Source organism: Peribacillus folii, from assembly GCF_030271255.1.
Lineage (GTDB): Bacteria > Bacillota > Bacilli > Bacillales > DSM-1321 > Peribacillus.
The window spans coordinates 62,088-83,294 of sequence record NZ_JASJOM010000014.1; the positions used below are offsets into that span (position 1 = coordinate 62,088).

At 35.7% G+C, this 21,207-nt stretch carries 16 protein-coding genes and 1 pseudogene; 7 read left to right on the top strand and 10 right to left on the bottom strand.

The genetic code is table 11. The features are described 5' to 3' along the window. Positions 1 to 79: 79 nt before the first annotated feature. Positions 80 to 1,477 carry an aminotransferase-like domain-containing protein gene (locus tag QNI08_RS19850; protein WP_285769112.1) on the bottom strand — a complete coding sequence of 466 codons (1,398 nt, stop codon included), beginning with the start codon at positions 1,475 to 1,477 and terminating at the stop codon, positions 80 to 82. Positions 1,478 to 1,671: 194 nt separating this feature from the next. Between QNI08_RS19850 and QNI08_RS19855 the strand changes: the two genes are divergently transcribed. The 3 genes and pseudogenes from QNI08_RS19855 to QNI08_RS19865 all read left to right on the top strand — a co-directional run. Continuing rightward, entirely contained in the window at positions 1,672 to 2,259 is a 588-nt protein-coding gene (locus tag QNI08_RS19855; RefSeq protein WP_285769113.1) for a hypothetical protein, read from the top strand. A 559-nt stretch (positions 2,260 to 2,818) separates the two neighbouring features. After that, positions 2,819 to 2,965 (top strand): BH0509 family protein, encoded by a 147-nt coding sequence (locus QNI08_RS19860; protein ID WP_155645458.1) that lies wholly within the window; start codon positions 2,819 to 2,821, stop codon positions 2,963 to 2,965. Positions 2,966 to 3,247: 282 nt separating this feature from the next. Continuing rightward, positions 3,248 to 3,373 (top strand): annotated as a pseudogene (locus tag QNI08_RS19865) (tyrosine-type recombinase/integrase); the annotation flags it as partial. A gap of 126 nt (positions 3,374 to 3,499) precedes the next feature. Here the strand turns inward: QNI08_RS19865 and QNI08_RS19870 are convergent. Further along, a complete protein-coding gene (locus QNI08_RS19870) occupies positions 3,500 to 4,090 on the bottom strand; it encodes a hypothetical protein (protein WP_285769114.1) in 591 nt (196 codons plus the stop codon). A 256-nt stretch (positions 4,091 to 4,346) separates the two neighbouring features. Here QNI08_RS19870 and QNI08_RS19875 point away from each other — a divergent pair, with 256 nt between their 5' ends. Both QNI08_RS19875 and QNI08_RS19880 read left to right on the top strand, forming a co-directional pair. Continuing rightward, positions 4,347 to 4,613, top strand: coding sequence for an Arm DNA-binding domain-containing protein (locus QNI08_RS19875; protein ID WP_285769115.1), 267 nt, complete (start codon positions 4,347 to 4,349; stop codon positions 4,611 to 4,613). A 75-nt stretch (positions 4,614 to 4,688) separates the two neighbouring features. Continuing rightward, entirely contained in the window at positions 4,689 to 5,216 is a 528-nt protein-coding gene (locus QNI08_RS19880; RefSeq protein WP_285769138.1) for a site-specific integrase, read from the top strand. Between the two features lie 367 nt (positions 5,217 to 5,583). Here the strand turns inward: QNI08_RS19880 and QNI08_RS19885 are convergent, their stop codons facing one another. Both QNI08_RS19885 and QNI08_RS19890 read right to left on the bottom strand, forming a co-directional pair. Continuing rightward, entirely contained in the window at positions 5,584 to 6,414 is an 831-nt protein-coding gene (locus tag QNI08_RS19885; protein ID WP_285769116.1) for an HNH endonuclease family protein, read from the bottom strand. Then, positions 6,411 to 8,528: an AAA family ATPase gene (locus QNI08_RS19890; RefSeq protein WP_285769117.1), complete on the bottom strand. Its 2,118-nt coding sequence runs from the start codon at positions 8,526 to 8,528 to the stop codon at positions 6,411 to 6,413. The genes QNI08_RS19885 and QNI08_RS19890 overlap by 4 nt, the downstream gene beginning before the upstream one ends. A 706-nt stretch (positions 8,529 to 9,234) precedes the next feature. Here QNI08_RS19890 and QNI08_RS19895 point away from each other — a divergent pair. Continuing rightward, entirely contained in the window at positions 9,235 to 11,571 is a 2,337-nt protein-coding gene (locus QNI08_RS19895) for a zinc-ribbon domain-containing protein (protein ID WP_285769118.1), read from the top strand. A gap of 449 nt (positions 11,572 to 12,020) precedes the next feature. On the opposite strand, the gene QNI08_RS19900 is transcribed toward QNI08_RS19895, so the two are convergent. The 5 genes from QNI08_RS19900 to QNI08_RS19920 all read right to left on the bottom strand — a co-directional run bounded on the left by QNI08_RS19900 (position 12,021) and on the right by QNI08_RS19920 (position 18,065). Beyond that, complete coding sequence (locus tag QNI08_RS19900) at positions 12,021 to 14,054, bottom strand: hypothetical protein (RefSeq protein WP_285769119.1); 2,034 nt, start codon at positions 14,052 to 14,054, stop codon at positions 12,021 to 12,023. Then, entirely contained in the window at positions 14,054 to 14,527 is a 474-nt protein-coding gene (locus QNI08_RS19905; RefSeq protein ID WP_285769120.1) for a Panacea domain-containing protein, read from the bottom strand. The genes QNI08_RS19900 and QNI08_RS19905 overlap by 1 nt, the downstream gene beginning before the upstream one ends. A 206-nt stretch (positions 14,528 to 14,733) precedes the next feature. Then, positions 14,734 to 15,381 carry a dTMP kinase gene (gene tmk, locus QNI08_RS19910; protein ID WP_285769121.1) on the bottom strand — a complete coding sequence of 216 codons (648 nt, stop codon included), beginning with the start codon at positions 15,379 to 15,381 and terminating at the stop codon, positions 14,734 to 14,736. Between the two features lie 450 nt (positions 15,382 to 15,831). Beyond that, on the bottom strand, positions 15,832 to 16,254 hold the full coding sequence (locus QNI08_RS19915; RefSeq protein ID WP_285769122.1) for a hypothetical protein: 423 nt from the start codon (positions 16,252 to 16,254) through the stop codon (positions 15,832 to 15,834). Between the two features lie 263 nt (positions 16,255 to 16,517). Beyond that, positions 16,518 to 18,065, bottom strand: a complete 1,548-nt coding sequence (locus QNI08_RS19920; protein ID WP_285769123.1) for a YfjI family protein — start codon at positions 18,063 to 18,065, stop codon at positions 16,518 to 16,520. A gap of 393 nt (positions 18,066 to 18,458) precedes the next feature. Here QNI08_RS19920 and QNI08_RS19925 point away from each other — a divergent pair, with 393 nt between their 5' ends. Continuing rightward, positions 18,459 to 19,451, top strand: coding sequence for a tyrosine-type recombinase/integrase (locus QNI08_RS19925; RefSeq protein WP_285769124.1), 993 nt, complete (start codon positions 18,459 to 18,461; stop codon positions 19,449 to 19,451). Positions 19,452 to 19,565: 114 nt separating this feature from the next. Here QNI08_RS19925 and groL read toward each other — a convergent pair whose 3' ends face one another. Then, the gene (gene groL, locus QNI08_RS19930) at positions 19,566 to 21,203 is read right to left on the bottom strand and encodes a chaperonin GroEL (RefSeq protein ID WP_061142110.1); all 1,638 of its coding nucleotides are present in this window, start codon (positions 21,201 to 21,203) and stop codon (positions 19,566 to 19,568) included. Positions 21,204 to 21,207 lie beyond the last annotated feature (4 nt).

A 21,207-nucleotide genomic window follows, 5' to 3' on the forward strand; every position in this document is an offset into this window, starting at 1 on the left:
TGTAACGATCCAAGATTTGCATTATCATAACATTCACAAAAAAACCATACAATATCATAATTGTATGGCGAACAATATATTAGGCTAAGTTTTTTAGTAAACGTTCAAGGATACGTAATCCTCTTTCCAGCTCCTCCATTGTTTCCGGAGCACAAATGGAAACCCGTACAGCCCTCTCCGGGGAACTTTTCCCCACTACAAACCGTTCAGCGGCATACACCTGCACCCCCTGCTCTGCAGCTAACGCTTCGAAGCCAGCACCTGTAATCTTTCCAGGCAATAGTAACCAACGGAAGATACTTGTTTCAGCACCTAAACACGTATAGCCTGCCAAATATCGATTGACGACCTGATTCCGGCGGATCGTTTGTTTCCGATGGCCCTCAATCATACCTTCAAATTGATTCGATATGATGGTACGCGCCGCCAGTTCCGCTAATAACGGGGAAACAGTTATATTCAAATTATAAAGTGCCCTTGAAATCGGCTCCTTGAATGGACTCGGCACAGCGACATAGGCTAGCCGCAAACCCGGTGCAATCGACTTGGATAAACTGGCAATGTAGATGACCTGTTCCGGGGCAAATGAGGCGATGGCCGGTAATGGTTTTTCGTTATGTAGATGATACGTCGCATCTTCTATGATGAACTGATCATGCTTTTTCGCAATTGCCGCAATCATTTTCCGATTCTCAACAGACATCGAGCAAGCTGTCGGATTATGAAAATCCGGGATCAAATATATGCCTTTAATATTGTCATGCTTACACGCATCCTCAAACGCAGCTGGACTCATTTCACCATTCTCTGATTTTATCGGCACTATTTGCACACTAAGCATCGCGGCCGCCGTTTTCAAGCCTGGATACGTATGCTGATCAGCGCCAATGCGATCACCTGGCTGACACAGACTCGCCAGCGTGGCGGCAATCGCATTTTGACCGCCATTTGCAAATAATATGCGCTCGACTGTCGTTTCAAACCCGCCTCTTTTCATTAGCTTGATCGCTGCATCCTTTTGCCAAAAGCTTTCACCTGTTCGGCCATATCCGAACCACTTTTCATAATCCGTCTCCTGCAGCATGTTTTTCAGCTGGTGGAGCAACGGCTCAAACGAAGCATTATCTGGCAGTGTCGCTCCCATTTCAATCAAATGCCCCGGCTTCACTTCGTCCAGTAAGTAAGCATTCGATAAAGCATCATACGAAACGAACGTGCCGCTTCCAACCGTTGCACTCAGCAAGCCCTTCAACTCACACACCTTAAACGCCTTTGAAACAGTACTTACATTCAAATCCAAATAATCGGCCAATTCCCGCTGCGGAGGAAGCTTCGTACCAGGCACCAAAAGCCCCTCCATAATGTCACATTCTAACCGCTTCGCCAATGCCTGATATATCGGCCTATCCTCCCTACTGATCGTCGGCTTCCAGGTCATTGGATAATCCTCAAACGAATTGATCGGCACAGTCCTCATCCTTTTTCATACAATCTTAATATTGTATGGTGATAAATTCAAATCAATCCTGCACAGATAACGTCAACTAAACATTGATTATTCCGATTATTTACAATACCATTGACAATGAAGTGAATCCATCATACAGCAAAAGCAACGACTGCAACAGATGATTACACTATTGATCACGAAAATAAAGAGGTGCTACATATATGCTTCCAAAGTATGCTTTCCCTTTTATCATTTGTATGTTCCTTCTAATGGGGTGCGATACCACAGAAAAGACAAGTGAAAAATCTGTCCATGATCCAATCGAGACTAAACAGAATTACTCATCGAATCAAAAAAACAAATCATTGGAAAACAGGCTGCTTCCCCCTAAATTTAGCATTACAAAGTTTGAAATGAATTATATCCCTGAGAATAAGGAATTAACTTTTCTGATGAATTACGAAATAGATCTGGACATATACGAAATCTTACAGGAAAACACCCAAAAGCTGTACTTTTCACTGGAGTACCCTGAAGCAATATCCGATATTTTTCATAAGACAACCAGTGAAGCAGTGTTGGCAGAGCAACCTAAAGATCACAAAACTACATATCAAACTCCATTCAAACTAAACATCGATTTAACGACAAAAGAATTGGAGAACATAAAAAACCACTTATCTGGCTTTAACCTCATTATAGCTGATAAAGATAAGGATCCAATTGCCCATTTTATTGATTTGAATGGGTTCAATCCCTTTGATCCTGATACATCAAACTCTACTCATAAAGATGAGACAACGAAATAGATGGCGAAGAAGAGTCCCGATTCAGGTAATGCTTCTATTAACCCTCAAAATATCGAAGAAAAGGCCTCCCACAGTAACTGTGGGAGGCCTCAAATTTATATATTTACATGTATATAGTGAGCAAATTCCTAAACCCTCGTTAAATCCCTATATTAAGGGATATAAGCGATGATTACGTCATGCCGTCCATAGATTGTGAAGTCTTACATTATAACATCATACAATTTAATCTTAATTAAAACACATAACAAAACATACGTTCTAAACTAAGATATTCACTCAAAAATTTAAAATAATAACATTTTCGGCATCCATTCGGCACCTTTGAATCAAATCCCTACTCCTTAACAAAACTCAGGTTTTGGAAATCGAACCTTGTCTCATTAACTGCTTCAAAGTAAATAGATAAATACCATTTCTATATTATTTCCTTAAAATTCATCTATATTTGATATTTGTTTAATCTAACATTGAGATATATAATAAAAATAAGATAAAAAGAAAGCGTTTTCAATATTTAAATACTTCGTTACTTCTCATATTATAAGGAGGATTTAAGATGAGCCAAGTAGAAAGAAATTCCAAAGCGCAGAAATTAATTGAGCAACAAAAGTTCAATGAGAAAGACATTTCCAAGATGACGGATTCACAGGTTGAATATTATCACTGGCTCTATTTCGATGACTCTGTTTATGATTATATGTAACTCAAATATAAAATGATAAAAAGCGGGGAAAACACTGGTAATTCAGGGTTCCCCGCTTTTCCTTTTATCCTTTCCGAAATACTTCCCACTCAAGCTAAAACATTTTCTAAAGAACGTTTTATGATTCACATATCACACTATACTGCATTCAATACTAATCCTCCGTTCAACAGTTATTCATATAAAAAAGCCCTCCTTGGATATATGGCAGCGTAGATATTAGTACGTTTTTTCTTGTTTTCCAGATGATTTAGTAGCTGAACCCAAATGCTATCTGGAACCAGGCATACGCATACATCCTTACTGATTGAAGCAGGGATGGGGTTGAAAGAAATTCAACAACGATTAGGACATACAGATATTCAAACAACGATGATTATCCATGCTCATATGACTGATAACAAATAAAAAAGGCCTCCACAGTAAACCGTGGGAGGCCTTCTAATTTTAAAGATATTCACATGTTTGGTGAACAATCATCCTGAAACGGTAACAAAGCTTAAATGACTCATTAGCAAAATTCGAATATGAACGTCAACTATTAGGTTCTAATTGTTTCTTTAAATCATGTAGATAAGTCTCCAATACCTCAATCTTTTGCAAGACTTCTTCCTTATGATCATCACCTAGCATTTCTGGTTTTTTCAAAAAAAGACATTTAATTAACTTATCACAATTTTGATGGATCTGCTTTATATAATCAGCAACTTGTTTTTTATTGATAACATTCTGTGTAGTTTCTTCTAGAATTTCAAGCTGTCTTTCCATTAAGTCTTTATCATCTTTAATATCTTTTAATAATTTACTAGCGGTATTAACTATTTTTTTCATCTCCTGTTGCTTAATATTCAAACTTTCCTGAAGTTTTTTCATGAAAGTACGTGTTTCCTCATCTAGAAATTTTTGGGTGTAATCTATACTTGTCTTTTTAGGGGTTCGTATTTCTAAATGGGACATTTCTTCAACACTCTTTGCAAAGGGAAGAATGATAATACCATCTATATATGCCGCTTCAGCTCTTGATAAACTCGTTCGTTCATGTTCCCGAATGTAATTTAAATCCTTCTTCTTGTACTTCTCACTGACATGATTTTTTATAAGCAATTTATATGCTGTTTTTTGCATAAACTAGTTCCCCCTTCCTTGTTTATACCTATTTCAGCGTTTGATTGTCCTATTCTGAAAAAATGAATTTTTCATCGATAGAAGAGAAATACCAGCACAGGGAGCAATGACTATTTTTACTTCGAGATGGACCTATGGATACTCGCTACAAATCATATTGAAAGCGAGGTCACTCAATGAAATGAAAGGTCATTTCTACAGACAGGGTTGTACGTGCAAAAAGAAAAATTGCTCGTGTGGCTCCAAATGGGCTTTTGTGATTGATATCGGGATTGATCCAGTAACCGGTAAGCGAAAGCAAAAAACCAAAAGCGGTTTCACAATCAAGAAGGAGGCAGTAGTAGCCCCTGCCGCTCTGATTCATGAGCTTGAACAGGGGATTTACATTGAGGAATCCTGCCAGACCTTTGCTGATTTTGCGAAGGAATGGTTGCCCATTTGCAGCAAAGCAAAAGATGTAAAGCCCGGTACTATTCGAGTACATCTTCACGAAATCGGAAAATTACTTCCTTACTTTGGTTAATTAAAGCTGAAGGATATTACTCCTAAATGGTATCAAGAATGCTTAAATGATTTAAATGACAAAGGCGGGGAGTTAATCGCGCTCAAGTGGAAGGATATTGATTTTGTGAATCACACCATCAGCATCACGAAAAGGTGTTACAATCCAAGCAATAATCCGCTGAAATATCAACTAGTCACTCCAAAGACAAGAAAATCACGAAGAAAGATCATTGTGGATGAAGATGTCATTGAGGCACTGAAGGAGCATAAAAAGGTTCAAGAAGAAGTCATCGAGCGGTTAGGAGAAGCTTACTACAACCATGATTTTATCTTTGCCAGAATGCTACGACATCACGACTATCCCATCGTCATCAAGAATATTCGAGACCGCATGAAGAGACTGCTTAGGATCGCAGGTTTAAATGAAGATTTAACCCAGCACAGTTTAAGGCACACCCATACATCCCTGCTTGCCGAAGCCAGTGTCTCACTCGAACAAATCATGGACCGTCTCGGCCATACCGATGATTATATCACGAAAAATGTGTACTTCCATGTTACCCAAGAAATGAAAAAAGAAGCCCCTCAAAAGTTCGGTGAACTGATGAGAAGCCTCCGTTAAAATCCTCAATGTTAGCAAAATGTTAGCAAACCACTTACACTCTACCCACAAACCCAGTCATATCAAGGGTTCTAGGCAATGATTACATCATGCCGCCCATTCATGAAGGTATTTAATATAAACAAATAATTATAAACAAACCTAGGTTTTACTACTATTTCTTTCATTTATTTAAATAATTTTTATTGTTATATAAAATTTCTATGAGCAAAAGTATGAGCATTATAGGGTAGGAGACTCTTCCCTGCCCTTTCCCATAATAGTGGCAGGAAGAGTTATAATTCAGTTACCATTCCATCTTCATAACCATCTTAGCATTCAATTTTTAATTTTATAAGGATTATATACTTTAATATATAAAAATGCCTTAGTATCCCTTTAGAATTTTTTTTGTCCATTCAACAAAAACAAGATTGTTTTTATAAGTACTTTGAAAGTTCCTAATAATCCTCCTCGACATTCCAGCATATTGATATTCAGATGAGACTCTCTTCCTCAAAAATGATACTATCTCTTTTATTTTTCTTTTATTAATAGAGGATCTCGAATTGTCTCTAATTGTATCTGCAATCAACTCTATTATTTGCCTCAGTTCTCTAGCAACCACTTCGGCTTCCTTTTTTCTTTCCATTGTTAGTAAATCCCTATGCAATCCATAAGATAAAACTGATTGCTTCCCCTCAATAGTTAAACCTTTTATAAAACCTAAATGATTAAATCCAAAGTGGTTGGTTGGATCTGTCTCGCAAGGATTAATAAGCAACGGTTTCTCAAGAGTTCTATAGTCATCTTTACTCTTCGTAGCATATGTGTAACCAGCCGCCAATGGAAAATGATTACCTTTATAGCCTTTACCATTGCAGATAGAACAAGCTAGTAAAAGGTTGTCCCACTCAGAAGCGAGCCAGTAATAGCCTTTATGGCCACTTTGACCAGTCACTCCTCCCTTTGGTCGCCAATGCTCCACATCTCCGTGATCTATATGCGAAACCCTACTTTCGCAATAGGCACATTTATGATTAAACAAAGTACGAAGGGCTTCCTTTACCTCAGGTTTGCTATATAGACTAAAATCTACCTTTACGCCAATTCCGTTTTCATGATATTGAATAATTTTATTACGTTCTCCATGTAGGTCCGCATTTTTTGTTATTAATATCGTAGGCTCCGCCACAGATGCGCGATCAACTTTTATCACTCATAATCCTCCCTATCTAACTCCCATAATTCGATAAGTTTTTTTTGAGTTTCCAGATCCACTTCTTCATAATCTATATTTTCCCTATCACGACTTGCAATATAAGAGTCAATAACACGGTACATTAATCGTTCGCGGTTAGTATAGCCTAGATATTTAATATTGGGTTGATCCAACCTCGCTTCGATTTGTTTCAGTTCAATTACCTCGTGATCTATTAAATTCTCTTTTTTAAGAATCTCGTAATATCTCTTGATATCCTGATCTATCTCCCTTTCAAAAGTACTATTTAATCCAAAAATTGAGGATGTAAGAATCTGGTCGATACGCATACCCTGCGGATCTGGTAAATTCTCCAATGTCTGAATACATTCACCACCTTTTCTCATCACCAATATTTCATTATATTTTAATCCCCTTAAACAGAGTGGATCATGGGAAGAAACGATAAATTGCATATATGGGAATGCCTTTCTCAACTGATTGACAATTACTAACTTCCAAGAAGGATGTAAATGAGCATCGATTTCGTCAATAATAACAATCCCCTCGGAAAACTGCCCCTTATCATTAACGCTGCCTATTGTTCTCATGATATCAATAGTTAAAGCTATCATATTTTGATACCCGCTACTAAGTTCATGGAGGTACCGCTTCTGACCATTTATATTTAGAAAAGCTTGGTTCCCTTTTATCACTAATTCAACTTTATCACTCTCTTCGAAGGGCAAGACATCCAAGAGTGCTTTTGCTACCTTGCTCATAGTTTGAGGATCCCTTATCCATTTACTGGGGTGCGCAAGGAAATAATCACCATTTCCGCTAGGAAACAAATTTTTTATATTCACACCGTTATATTTTATTTTACGTCGTTGAATATGTTTAGGTAATAATCTTACGGCCCCATATGCTACAATGGGGAACTTAACTCCGTTATGTTCTGGGATAATATCTCCAGGAACGAAAGAAAGTTGAATATCCTTATCAATATCTTTAAACTTAATTCTTACTGTTGTTTCTTTATCACCTGCAGCCCACGATTTCGGATTAATATTGAGTCCATTCCAACGCTCAGCTAGAGCTAAAGTAACTGCTTGAAGAAAGGAAGTTTTCCCTGTTCCATTTTCCCCTAGAAGCATTAACCACGAGCCTTTCTTTGGATTAGTTTTGAAATAGTGTTTTACAGATACCCCACGAATATTTTTCAATTCGATTTCTTCTAGTATTATACTTTGATATTTATTATATAAATTTAGCTCAACTAAATCATTCGTCCTTGATTCCATTAGATAATCTTCAAATTGCTTTAAACTGGTAAAAGAACCGAAAAGAGATTTGTATGGTTCCTGACGAATTTTTAAGCGGAAGAAATCATGACGTCTTTCTCTATCTTTAAGTAACCAACTAGACAAAAGGCCCTTTTTAGCGGCTATAAAACCGGTACTAGATTCAAAAGAACGGCCTACATAATTAAACTCTTTATCTTTCAAAGCTTTCTTTAACCTTGCAAGTTCATGGAATCGTGCCTCAACTAGTTGTGTTCGGTTTAGTTTTAAAAGTTCTACAGTATGAACTCCCTCCTCACTTCTTCCCCTAACCCAGCCAAAATCGTCAAAATAAAGATGTTTCTCTGGGTAATTCACACAAGGATTTATGAGAAGAGTTTTCTCATTACTTATGTCTCCACCAAACCTCGCCCGTCTCCCTTTTAGGGGAAAGTAATTCTTTTTATACATTGAGCAATCATTACAACTTACAACTAAATTAGACCATTCATAAGCCAGCCAAACGTAATGATTTTCATAATTAATAGGTTTTCTTTCATCGTCAAACACGTTAATTGGCCGAAAATTCTCTACCCCCCCACCTGTGAGTTCTAAAGGCGATTCACAATATGCACACTTCCCACAAAAACGCTCATGTAAAATTGAATTCCATCGCTGATTTAATTTTTCAATGGAATTTGCTTGAAATCTCCGGGAAAAAATTTGCTTATTTCCTGTTTGAAGTACATCAAGCTCTTTTAATTCTTCCAGATATTCTATCAATCGTCGCTTTTCAAGACTTAACACTTCTCCGGGCAATGGTTCATTCCCTCGTTCAATATGAATCATAATATTTCAACCACCTTGTGATTTTTTAGTAAGGTTCCTTTTCTAAAAAGGCATACATATATTCCTATAAAGTTATCGAGTATAAATTTAAATATATTCCTCACTTCCTGCATTAAATTCTTTAGTAACAATTTCACAAGAAACTCTCTATAATAAAAAAACAAGAAACTCACTATGGTAAACTGACTAATATTTTGCAAATATATGTTAACAAACTGATAAAAATTACATGACCAGGATACTTATCCCAAATAATTATATATTAAATCACCAACAAGATTAAATGTTCAAAAATTAATGCTATATTATTAATGAAACAAGTTCCTCTTTTAAGTGAATACCATAATCTGTTTTCAAAAATGGCTTCATTATCAGCTCTTCTTTACGTAGATTAATCATTATCTTTTCACTTCGTTCTATGTATCCATTTAACGGAAAAACAATCTTCTACTAACCCACAACAGTTGAAAAAAACTCCCACCAAATAATTCCACTAATCCTTCTTGGATTCATAAGTATTTAGGTTTATTCTTTTAATAACGATTCAATTTGTCCTAGTTAAATAACTAATAATCCCTATATGTGTTTTTTGTTTTAGACTTTAATATTTGAACAAGCAGAACAACTTATGCCTCATTTCATTGTCCAAAAGAAATTAATAAACTTTTATAGGGACATGCACTATAGAATGATCAAGGAGATATATATGGGAAAATTGTTAAAAGAACATCATCCTGAACTATTAAAAGAGTATGATTACAATAAAAATGAAGAAAATTTACTCGAAACCCTTACGTTAGGTTCAAGTAAGAAAGTTTGGTGGATCTGTAAAGAAAGTCACCCATCATATGAAGCTACATGTCATAACCGAATTAAGAATAATAGTGGCTGTCCTTATTGCTCCAATTTAAAAGCGTATGAGGGAAATTCATTAGCTACTCTTTCGCCATATATTGCAGCTGAGTGGAATTATAAAAGAAATGGAGATTTGACACCTAATGATGTTACTAATGGTTCTTCAAAAAAAGTTTGGTGGACTTGTAAATATGGACATGAATGGCAAGCTTCTATAAGCCCTCGTACTAAACGTGGCGTTGGATGTCCTGAATGCTTTAAAAGGACTAATACTTCTTTTTCTGAACAATGTATCCTTTATTACCTTCAAAAAATATTTCCTAATATCAAAAATCGAAAAAAAATAAAAATTAATGGAAAGATATATGAAGCTGATATCTATATAAAGGATTTAAATATTGCTATAGAATACGATGGGGGAAGAGCTCACAAAAATAAATTTGATAAAGATCTAAAGAAGAGGATGTCTTTTCAAAAAGTAGGAATTAGAATTATTAACGTGCGCGAAGGAGAATTACCTTCTTTAACTGAAAATCACCAAAATGAATTAATTATTGAGGAGGGTAGAAGAATAAATGATAAAAATAGAACCCAAATGATAAAAAAATTGATGGGTCTTTTAAATGTGAATTATTCATTTGAAATTGATGTAGAAAAAGACCGAGTTCATATTTTAGAGATGTACCACCTTGTTAGAGCAAAAAATAATATTTTACAAAAATCACCGGAAATCGCAGCGCAATGGCATCCTACGAAAAATGGGACCTTAAAACCTGAATACTTTCCTTCTGGATCACATGAAAAGGTTTGGTGGTTAGGTAAATGTGGACATGAATGGCAAGCTGTTATAAGGAGTCGAACAAAAAAAGATGGGTATGGATGTCCTTATTGCCGAAACCTCTATGCAAATGAAACGAACTCATTAGAAAGTTTAAATCCAGAAATGCTTAAATTTTGGGATTTTGATAAAAATAATGCGGATGAAATATATCCTTCTGGAATTGTTCCTAGTTCTCCTAAGGAAGCCTGGTGGAAATGTTCTAAGGGTCATTCTTTTAAAAGTGGGATAAGGGTAAGATTAGCAAGTAGACATGAAGGTTGCCCTTACTGTATTGGACGAAAGGTTAGTAAAGAAAATTCATTAGGCACTAAACGACCATGGGCACTTCAATATTGGGACTTCGAAAAAAATAATAAAAACCCTTATGAATTCACTGCAAAATCTGAGTCAGATGTATTCTGGAGATGTAAAAAATGTAATCACACATGGCAAGAACAAATCCATAATATTGAAAGAAGAAAATCTTTTAAATGCCCTAGTTGCGAAATTAAAGATATCCAGCCCAGAATACCCTGTGATGGACATCCAGATAAGCTTTTAACAGACTATCCAATATTTTTTAAGGAGTGGCATTTTGAAAAAAATAAGGACTTAAATATTAATACGATATTATGCGGTAGTAAAGAAAGTGCTTGGTGGAAATGCAACGAAGGACATGAATGGTATAAAGAAATCAACCGAAGAACAAAACGATTTAAGGATTGCCCAAGATGTTATTCGAAAACAATTATAAAGAATCCAATTTTGAGGAATAAAAAGTTAATGCGATATTGGGATTTTGAATCAAATGTTTATGCCCCTAGTGATATAGGAATTTATTCTACCCTTAGACTACATTGGAAATGCGAAAAAAATCATCGTTGGATACAGTCTCCTGACACCTTGGTTTCATGTCCAGAGTGTAGTGAAATTAATTTAAGACATAAAAATAAAAAACTATTACATCAGCATGCGGAAATATTTCAAGAATGGGACTTTACGAAAAATATAAATATAGATTTAGAACTTTTAAAAATGGGAAGTCCTAAAAAATATTTTTGGAAGTGTAAAAAAAAGCCTGAACATATATGGGAAAGCAATATCCCCAATCGAATTGGCCGAAATAAAAACGGTTGTCCCTATTGTTCAGGCAAAAAGCAAGGACCTGAAAAGCTACTTCAAAATGCAAGACCTGATCTTTTAAAGTATTGGGATTTTGAAAAAAACAAAGATACGCCATTAGATGTTCTTGTTGGTTCTGGAAAAAGAAGGTTTTGGAGATGCCCTGATTGTCAACATGCATGGGATAACCGAATCGATAGTATCGCAAAAAGAAAAAAAATTTGCCCATCTTGCACTAACAAATAAAATAAAGTCCATTTCATACATTTAAGAACCCCAAACAATAATCTATAGCTTTCACTACACCTTCAATAATATGGGAGAATAAATAACTGTAAATCGTTTTGAGGAAGAATTCTATGCAAAGATATCAATATTGTAGAAGCAAACTACAAAATAATCATAATTAATCCACAAACAGGGGATATCCGTATGAATATGGATTTAATCTACTGGATACCGAAAGGATTCAAAGCGGCAGAAGAATTAAAGCCAGATCAAATGCAATTGTGCAGGAAGCATCAAATAAGTCGGGAATGACAAAGGAAAAGGCAGCTTACTAGCTGCCTTTATTCGTTCCCTCCCCTATTCTAGATCCATAACCAAAGAAAATATAATAGGATTTGATATTTGCTCCCCCTACTCTCCTTATTTTACTTCCCCCTTGTTTAGGAAAGCAGGAGCTTTTTAAAGAGTTAATGTATTTTTATGTTTTGTTCATTTCCACTTCTATTAATAAATAGCAGTGTTCCCCCAAGGAAGTTTATACGCATGTATTTCTTATAAGAATCCAAGCTATCATTTTCTATACATGGAAGGTTGTATTCCTTTTTTCTATCCTTTAAGGAAGCAATAATACTTCGAATGTTAGTATTTGAAATTAACATCTTATCTTTATAGTTGCCCATTTTAACAGTGTACTTGGAATCATATGCCAATTGAATTAACAATAAGAAAATTGCTTTATCAAGGCAGTATTTTAAAGAATAAGGATTCAAACTAATTACAGAGGTACTTAGTTCTTTACTACTCTTAGTTGAGAAATACTCTTTTAGTTTTGGATAAACATCCTCTATTTCGGAATATGTTACATGATTACACACTCTTTTGACTAAATAACCCGCTGCACCATAATTCTCTATTTCACAAGCTTTAGCAATTGCAATAATTAAATTTTCTAAAATCCTACTATTTAATATAACTTCGTTTTTCTCTTCAACTGTAGCTAACTTACGAGGAATTTTATTCTGAGCTTTTTTAGAAAATGCAGTAGTAATTTTAGTAATTTTTCGAGTGATTTTCTTAATAAGATTTGTATTTTGTTCAGCACCTGCAGCTTGCTGTAATATATTAGAATTAGCCACTGGCGAGCTGCTCATCATTTGTAATATTAATGCTCTCATTTGATTTTCTACATCATTGCCATTCGATTGTTCTTCAACACTAATATAGTTATTTTGAGTAATAAATAACAAACCAATAATCGTTGTTAAATCATCAGATTTAGTAGAGATACTTTTAAATAGTGCCGAAACAAATAAATCTTCTACATATTTATTAATAAGATCCTCTCTCTTATATTCCTTAGCTTGTTTATATAATGATTGAATCTTTTCTAAAAAATGGACTTCTTTATTCAAGATCATAGTATAAATACTTTTGTTGCTAGATTCATAAAGATGATTAAATATACCAAAAATCTGTTTAAAATACTCTTTACATAATAATTTTAATGCCGTTTCATACACATAATCCGAATTATCAAAATACTGTTCTTGTGTAGGTAGCGAATTGACAAGGAAATTTATTAAATGCGTATTTTCTTCTTTTAAAGAAATATTATTTGAAGTTGCTAAAATTAAATCTCGAGTTAGGTATAAGATTTTATTATACAATTTCTCTCTATATTGCTTATCCTCTTCTTCGAAGTCAGCATGAAATATCAGAAGTATTAATGTACTATTTATTTCTTGCCATTTTTCTAAATATGTCTTGATTAATGTAGAATCATTTAACGAATTCACATATATTAAATGTTGGTAGAAAAACTCTAACTTTTTTTCCAAAGACTCGCACTGCTTATTACTTAACTTCGCTTTAATTTCAATAGATTTAACATTAAAATATTTCCTTAGATTACCTTTTCTTATGATTTTATTATAATTTTTCTCGATGCTATGTTTTACATAGAAAGAATAAATAAAATTATATAAAACTACCCCAAAAATAATCAGTGATACTATAAAGGCAAATAAATTGATCAGACTCAATATATCACTAATATTTCCTGTAAAATCTAAATGGACAATATCTTTTATATTAGTTAATAGAAGTTCAGGCAATTCCGTGACATCCGTAGTAAATAACTTGTCCCATTGAAAACCTTTAGGTAAGAAGGAATTAGTAGGAACAGTTAAAATACTAAATATTGAGAAAACAATACCTGCTAACATCATATATGGTAGTTTACTATTTAAGAATTCTAAACTAGAAATCTTTTGCTTAGAATTATATACGAAAACGCTCATAGTAATTATAGAACCTAAAAAGAATATAGATAGTCTAAATGTAATTGTTTGATACTTATCATTATCAACATCTATAACTGATTGAATATATGTACCAGAAATCATAATTATAGAAAATAAGCAAACAAAAAAAACTGTTCCGAACAATAGAACAGCTTTTTTATTTGGGATAAAATCCTTAACTTTGTGACAGAAATTCATTATCGTACAACTCCTGCTCCGATATTTAAAAAGTAATTTCTAATAAGATTATTCGGTATGACACTATCGAAACGATTTTCATCATTATAAATGGTGTCCCATGGAGATCCAGGAAGATGTGTAGCATCTACTAAATCAAAAGCTTCCTTATTCTTTAATAAATTCCACACTTTATTAATAACGAAAATTTGATCCTGCGTTAAATTATATGATTTAGCCTCTCTATCTGAAATATCAGTTTGCCCGAACTTACTAAATCTACTATAAACTTGAGGAATTACAGGACCGTATGGCCAAGCCTCAAAAGAATGATCATCAATTAATGATGTATCGTGCATAGCGTGATATACACCTTGGCAAAAGTAAAGAATTTTCTGCATTTTTAGATTACTTAATGAAAAGTATTTGCCTGAATTTTCATCACTGTTACGAAGGGAAACTAAGTAGCTAGCTACATCATTTGCACGTGCCATGTTAATTTCCTCCTTCAATGATTGTTTGATAAAGTAATTATAAATCAATTGATTTATTATACAAACATAGAATATACATTCTATGTTATATTATAACCTTAATATAGATATGCAGCAACTATTGCAATTATGAATTCAATCCACTAATAAACACAAAAAATGCTTCAATTTGGTCAATTATATTTTTGAAGCATCATCTAACAACATTAAATCCTTATATACTGTTGTTTTGTTGTTAAAAAATCCACTATTACATTTAAAGATTCTTCAACAACCGTATCTATTTCTTTTTCAGCATCAATTAGTTTTATTCTTTCTGGAAACTTAGAAACTAATTCCTGATAGCCTTCTCTAACTTTATTGTGGAAATCTAAAGACTCTAAATCTAAGCGATTTATTTCACGCTGATTATCTTTAGAAATTCTTGATAAGCCTATTTCTGGAGATACATCTAGATATAAAGTTAAATCCGGCATATATCCTTCAATCGCAAACTGGTTTATATCAAAAATGTCTTTTACTCCCAATCCTCGTGCATGCCCTTGATAAGTAAGACTACTATCAATAAATCTATCACACAATACAATATTATCTTTTTCTAATTCAGGAACTATTTTTTCAACAAGATGTTGTCTTCTAGCAGCTGCATACAAAAGAGCTTCTGTTTTTGCATCCATTGCTGTATTCTTTTTATCTAAGACTACATTTCTTATTTGTTCTGCTATTTCAATACCACCAGGCTCTCGAGTACAAACAACATTGTATCCTTTTGGAATCAAGAGATTGGATAATAGTCTTAAAACTGTACTTTTCCCCGAACCTTCTCCGCCTTCAAAACTTATTAGATAACTCACTACTTATCCTCCAACTTCATAGGGTAACTTAATTATTATATCATGTTTATCATTAATATCATCAGGATTATGTGAATTCATGGGTGTTGTCCCATGGGCAGATCCTGTTGTTGTAACATATCGTCATCATCCCTTTTTTGCTGTTTGCTTTCTCCAATGCATATCTTGTTCTCCATTAAACTAATCAATGAAAAGTCGGCTTCTTGCCACTACGTGGACATCAAAAAAAGAGAGAAGAAAAAACAATGATCTTGCTGCGATTCAAGCAGATTCCAGAAGTTTCTTGTGATTGTTAACTTGTGGGAAGGGGTGAAGGTACCTTATAAAAATTAAAGGTACCTGATTTCCCTACTTTGACAGTACTGCCATGCTTCACACAGTGAGGGCAAATTACCTTTTTGGTAAACCGGCGGTAAAGTCTGGGTAAAAGTAACACCATAATTTAGCTTTTCATCCCCTCCACTCCACATATGTCTTTGTAAGTTCGTGCAGGGAATCATTCAGCGTACCTTCTTCCTTAAAGCGGATAGGTGTTTCTTCCTGCTTAAGACTTGCAACTGTTTTCATCGCCATATCATACAATTTTTCTGTCGGAATATCCGATAAGTCACGTTGCTGTAACTCCTGATATAATCGATCTAACTGCTCACCGTAGAACTCAAGCCGTTTTCTTTTGGAGACACAATGTTTATCTTGCAGATATTCCAATTCAATAGCCCTGCGGTTATTAATTTCGAGCTCTAATACCCTACCCCATTTAAGAAGCGTAGGCTTACTTACCCCGATTTCCTGTGATATTTGCACATATGGAACCTCCTTAGCTCTCATTTCGATGAAACGCTCTTTTTGATCTAGCTTCGTAACTTTAGACATACGTTACACCCCTTTTTAAAAAATTCAAGGGTAGAACAGGTAGAACACTCCTATCGACTAGATGCTTCCTAGAAGTTGTTGAGTTTATCCTAGTATCGAACAGGTAGAACCATTTTTTACACTATAGATAAATAGCTATCCTCCATTTTCATGATTATGTTCTATCGTTCGTTCGATAATAAGCGTAGCCCTTACCGTATATACATTTTTTAAAAAAATGATGGTTCTACAACTAGTCTACCTGTTCTACCACATTTATTTGCTTACTTTTGAAACGCATTCTCCCTAAGGAAAAATTGTTTTACAACGGTATTCTTATATTTAAGATGTTGTAATTCCCCTAATCCTTGAGCTTGAATTCGTTCAATTGTTTCTTCGATAATCTTAATATTAGTAAATCTCCCAAATACCTTTCCCTGATTTAAAGCATTTACCCTTATGCTAATACCGTTTTCAATCTTCTCCCCTTTCCTCCTTACGTAATCCATTAATTTAATTGCGTTCTTTTCTTCATAATTTGATTGTGTGTATTGAAAGACTTTTTTTGCTTGTGCTTTAAAATACTCCATAATGTAAGTTGTATGTTTAATCACATCCCCATCGATAATGTTAATTTTTACCGCGTTAGGATTACTTGCCCAGTTAAGCATATGCATGATGAGCATAACTCTAGGGTGTAGTCCTTTCAACTTTCTCCAAACACCTTTCAATATCTCTGGGAATCCTGCATCCAGCGTTTCTTTTTCAGTTACGTCATACCATGTTGTAAATATTTCTTTGGCTTCTGGGCTTAAATAAACTTGGGTAACATTGTTTTCATTTATTGAATTAAACAGTTTAAAGATCACATCACAGTATCCTGCAATAACTTCTTCACCTACATCCTTATCCGTCCAGTTAGATGGAACAGGATCAGGATAACAAAATAAAAAGCGGTCAATGAAACCATCGTTCGCTGAGCCTTCTCGCTCGGCTTTAATAATCTCCTCTATCATATCCGGCTGGATACCGCCAAGTATACTTACAAAAGGCTTTGAAATTTGTATTGGTTCCTTACCCTTTCGATTAATAACGATAGGTTCATTTGACCAAATGGAAAGCCAATATTGGCGGTCAGCTCCTGATCTATACTGGTTCATCCCTTTAAAAAAGCCCAGGAGCTCATCATGAAGCTTTATGACTCCTCTTTGATTATTTAAAAGAATTTCCTGCATAGCCTCCATGGTTGAGTCCATACTTATAATTTGTTGGACAAATGGACTTTTGGGTTCGCAGGGCTTGTCGTCAATATTAGCTTCCTTCTTTCCTTTCAAACTATGCTTCCACTTCTCATATACAATATCGAAATTTTCTTTTTCCAAATCATATTGGACCTTTTTTGATTGATATTCTTTGAAATTATATTCCTGTAATTCATATAGCGGCTTAAGTGCTTTGCTAATTGCTGGCGTTTTTGCACTTCCTGGTTCTGCAACAACCGCACAATACAGGCTAGCACCGGTAATCCAGCTTTTTTTCAGTTCTAGCACAGCTCCATTCCCGATTGCCACACTTGCACAAGATAACACTCCCATTCCAACAAAATCTGGAGAACATGACAAAGCCTTTGCTGTATCTTCAATAAACTTTGACAGTGGTGCTGGCAGTAAAGTGTAAGGAAAAGAAGGAGTCTCCTGTAAAGCTAAAGTCTGAGCTTCCTTTTTTAATTCTTCATCAAACAAATCTACTTCGTATGATATAATACGGTTGGTCACATTTTGACTTTGAGGTTGTCCCGTCCGAGGGAAAACCTCTTTTTTTATTTCTGTCATTAAAAATCATCTCCAGATTTTACTCAAATCTACTTCCTCTGGACCTACTCCGTAGGTTTATAATTTGACTGTTCCACCTTTTTGTCTAGCTTCAAAAGACCATCGGTCAATGTAGTGTTTAACTTCTCCCCTATTAAAAACCCATTTTTCCCCACTCGAATTTTCGGAAATTTGGGGTCATTAAGGAATAACTTTTCAATTGTCGGCCATGAAAGATTCAAAAACTGGCATAATTGCTTACTGTCCAAGAGCGCGGTATCCATTTCAATTTTTTCAAGATGCTTTTGAACTTCAGAAAGATATAACTCTGTAACCAAGTCAGGGTTCTCTTCTAAAAAAGAAGCTGTTTCTGCCGCTCGAAAAGTAGAATCAGAAGCAGAAAGCGGAGAATTTTTGAAAGAAACAAAAATGTCATTTGAAGTTTTTACTCAGGATTGGATTATGACATACGCTCAAAGTGCAAAAATTAGCAGCGTAAGGGCTCGTAGTAAAGAAATGAAACACTTTATATCCATTTGGGGATCTCTTCCTGTAAAGAAGATCACTAAGCAAATGTATCAGAAGCGAATAATTGAGCTTTCAAAAAAATATAGCAAGAACTATTTAAGTGGCATTCATGCTTGCGGACGAATGATCTTTAATCATGCGGTTGAACTGGGACTCATTAAACTTAATCCCACTGAAAATACTCATTTGCCTAAATATCAAGTTAAGGTAGAAGAGATTGAAAGCCAAGAAGAGGATATAAAATTTTTAGAAAAAGAAGAGCTGGCACGATTCTTACGTTTTGCTGATTCAGATGGTTTAGAAATGGATTCTTTGATTTTTACCACACTTGCCTATACTGGTTTGCGTATTGGAGAATTACTTGCTCTTAAGTGGACTAATTTTGATGATGAAAGAGGGTCATTGCGTGTTACTAAGACTTTATACAATCCAAGTAACAATATAAAAAAGTATGAGTTACTCCCACCTAAAACATCAGGCTCAATCCGAACCATTCGAATTGATGAACGACTCGTAAAAATGTTAAAGCGACATGCGACCAAGCAAAAAGAAATAAAATTAAAAAAAGGGCCAATTTATGTAGATAACCAGTTTATTTTCGCACGAAATGATGGACATCCTCAATTAAGAAAAGTAGTGGAAACTAGACTAAAACGGATATTGAAAAAGGTAGATATCGATAAAAACATTACCCCTCATTCATTCAGACATACACATACATCTCTCTTGATTGAGGCGGGTGTGGGAGTAAAGGAGATTCAGCAGCGTTTAGGCCATACAGACATAAACACAACAATGAATATTTACGCTCATATGACTGCCAATATGGAAGAAAAGGCCTCCCACCAGTTCAGTAAACTGATGAAAGACCTTCTCTAATAAAATGAGCTTTTAGTTTGTGAAATGCACATTTTTCACTCTATGAGCAAATGTATGAGCATTTACCTTTCTTCTACCTAAAAACCTACATATAACAAGGCTTTATGATGTTTATTACATCATTCCGCCCATTCCACCCATGCCGCCCATGTCAGGCATGCCCATGCCGCCGGCGCCTGCTGGTTCTGGTTTGTCCGCAACAACAGCTTCTGTTGTTAAGAACATGGCTGCAACTGATCCAGCGTTTTGTAGAGCTGAACGAGTTACTTTAGTTGGATCGACGATACCGGATGCGATCATGTTGACCCATTCGCCAGTAGCTGCGTTGAAGCCAGTGCCTACTGCTTCGCCTTTTAGGCGTTCTACGATTACAGAGCCTTCAAGTCCAGCGTTGTGAGCGATTTGGCGTACCGGCTCTTCGATGGCACGAAGGACGATTTTCACGCCTGTTGCTACGTCGCCTTCCGCTTGGATTTCAGCGATTTTATTGTATACGTTAAGAAGTGCTGTACCACCACCGGCTACGATACCTTCTTCAACGGCAGCACGAGTGGAGTTCAAAGCATCTTCAATGCGAAGCTTGCGTTCTTTTAATTCTGTTTCAGTGGCAGCACCGACTTTGATGACCGCTACACCGCCAGCTAATTTAGCAAGGCGTTCTTGTAATTTCTCACGGTCGAATTCAGAAGTCGTTTCTTCCAATTGAACACGGATTTGGTTTACACGAGCTTGGATTTGCGCTGTATCGCCAGATCCTTCAACGATCGTTGTGTTTTCTTTCGTAACAACCACTTTAGACGCACGGCCTAGAGAATCGATCGTTGCAGATTTAAGGTCAAGTCCGATTTCTTCCGTGATCACTTCGCCGCCTGTAAGAGCTGCGATGTCTTCAAGCATTGCTTTACGACGGTCACCGAATCCAGGAGCTTTAACCGCAACTGCATTGAAAGTTCCGCGAAGCTTGTTCACTACAAGAGTCGCAAGCGCTTCGCCTTCAACGTCTTCAGCGATCAATAATAGCGGCTTGCCTTGTTGTACGACTTGCTCAAGTACAGGCAGGATTTCTTGGATATTCGTAATTTTTTTGTCAGTGATCAAGATATATGGATTTTCAAGGACTGCTTCCATTTTATCTGAATCAGTAACCATGTAAGGAGAGGCATATCCGCGATCGAACTGCATACCTTCTACTACGTCCAATTCCGTTGTGAAGCCTTTTGACTCTTCGATTGTAATGACGCCGTCGTTGCCAACGCGCTCCATCGCTTCGGCAATCAGTTGGCCCACTTCCTCATCAGCTGAAGAGATGGCAGCAACTTGTGCAATCGATTCCTTGTTTTCGACAGGTTGGGAAATGGCTTTCAATTCTGCGATGGCAGAGTTGACCGCTTTCTCGATCCCTTTGCGGATACCCATTGGGTTCGCACCAGCTGTAACGTTTTTCAAGCCTTCACGGATCATCGCTTGTGCCAGAACCGTTGCAGTCGTTGTACCGTCACCAGCTACGTCGTTTGTTTTGCTTGCTACTTCAGCAACCAGTTTCGCACCCATGTTTTCGAATGCATCTTCCAATTCGATTTCTTTAGCGATCGTCACACCGTCATTCGTGATAAGCGGTGAACCGAATTTTTTCTCAAGAACCACGTTACGACCTTTTGGTCCAAGCGTTACTTTCACTGCATCTGCAAGTGCATCCACACCACGAAGCATGGAGCGGCGTGCTTCTTCACTAAATTTGATTTCTTTAGCCATTTTT

Excerpts from the sequence above, each read along its gene's own strand:
- QNI08_RS19850 (WP_285769112.1), bottom strand. The coding sequence starts at position 1,477 with ATGAGGACTGTGCCGATCAATTCGTTTGAGGATTATCCAATGACCTGG.
- QNI08_RS19895 (WP_285769118.1), top strand. The coding sequence starts at position 9,235 with ATGGGAAAATTGTTAAAAGAACATCATCCTGAACTATTAAAAGAGTAT.
- QNI08_RS19890 (WP_285769117.1), bottom strand. The coding sequence starts at position 8,528 with ATGATTCATATTGAACGAGGGAATGAACCATTGCCCGGAGAAGTGTTA.
- groL (WP_061142110.1), bottom strand. The coding sequence starts at position 21,203 with ATGGCTAAAGAAATCAAATTTAGTGAAGAAGCACGCCGCTCCATGCTT.
- QNI08_RS19855 (WP_285769113.1), top strand. The coding sequence starts at position 1,672 with ATGCTTCCAAAGTATGCTTTCCCTTTTATCATTTGTATGTTCCTTCTA.
- QNI08_RS19915 (WP_285769122.1), bottom strand. The coding sequence starts at position 16,254 with ATGTCTAAAGTTACGAAGCTAGATCAAAAAGAGCGTTTCATCGAAATG.
- QNI08_RS19900 (WP_285769119.1), bottom strand. The coding sequence starts at position 14,054 with ATGAATTTCTGTCACAAAGTTAAGGATTTTATCCCAAATAAAAAAGCT.
- QNI08_RS19870 (WP_285769114.1), bottom strand. The coding sequence starts at position 4,090 with ATGCAAAAAACAGCATATAAATTGCTTATAAAAAATCATGTCAGTGAG.
- QNI08_RS19860 (WP_155645458.1), top strand. The coding sequence starts at position 2,819 with ATGAGCCAAGTAGAAAGAAATTCCAAAGCGCAGAAATTAATTGAGCAA.
- QNI08_RS19905 (WP_285769120.1), bottom strand. The coding sequence starts at position 14,527 with ATGGCACGTGCAAATGATGTAGCTAGCTACTTAGTTTCCCTTCGTAAC.
- QNI08_RS19920 (WP_285769123.1), bottom strand. The coding sequence starts at position 18,065 with ATGACAGAAATAAAAAAAGAGGTTTTCCCTCGGACGGGACAACCTCAA.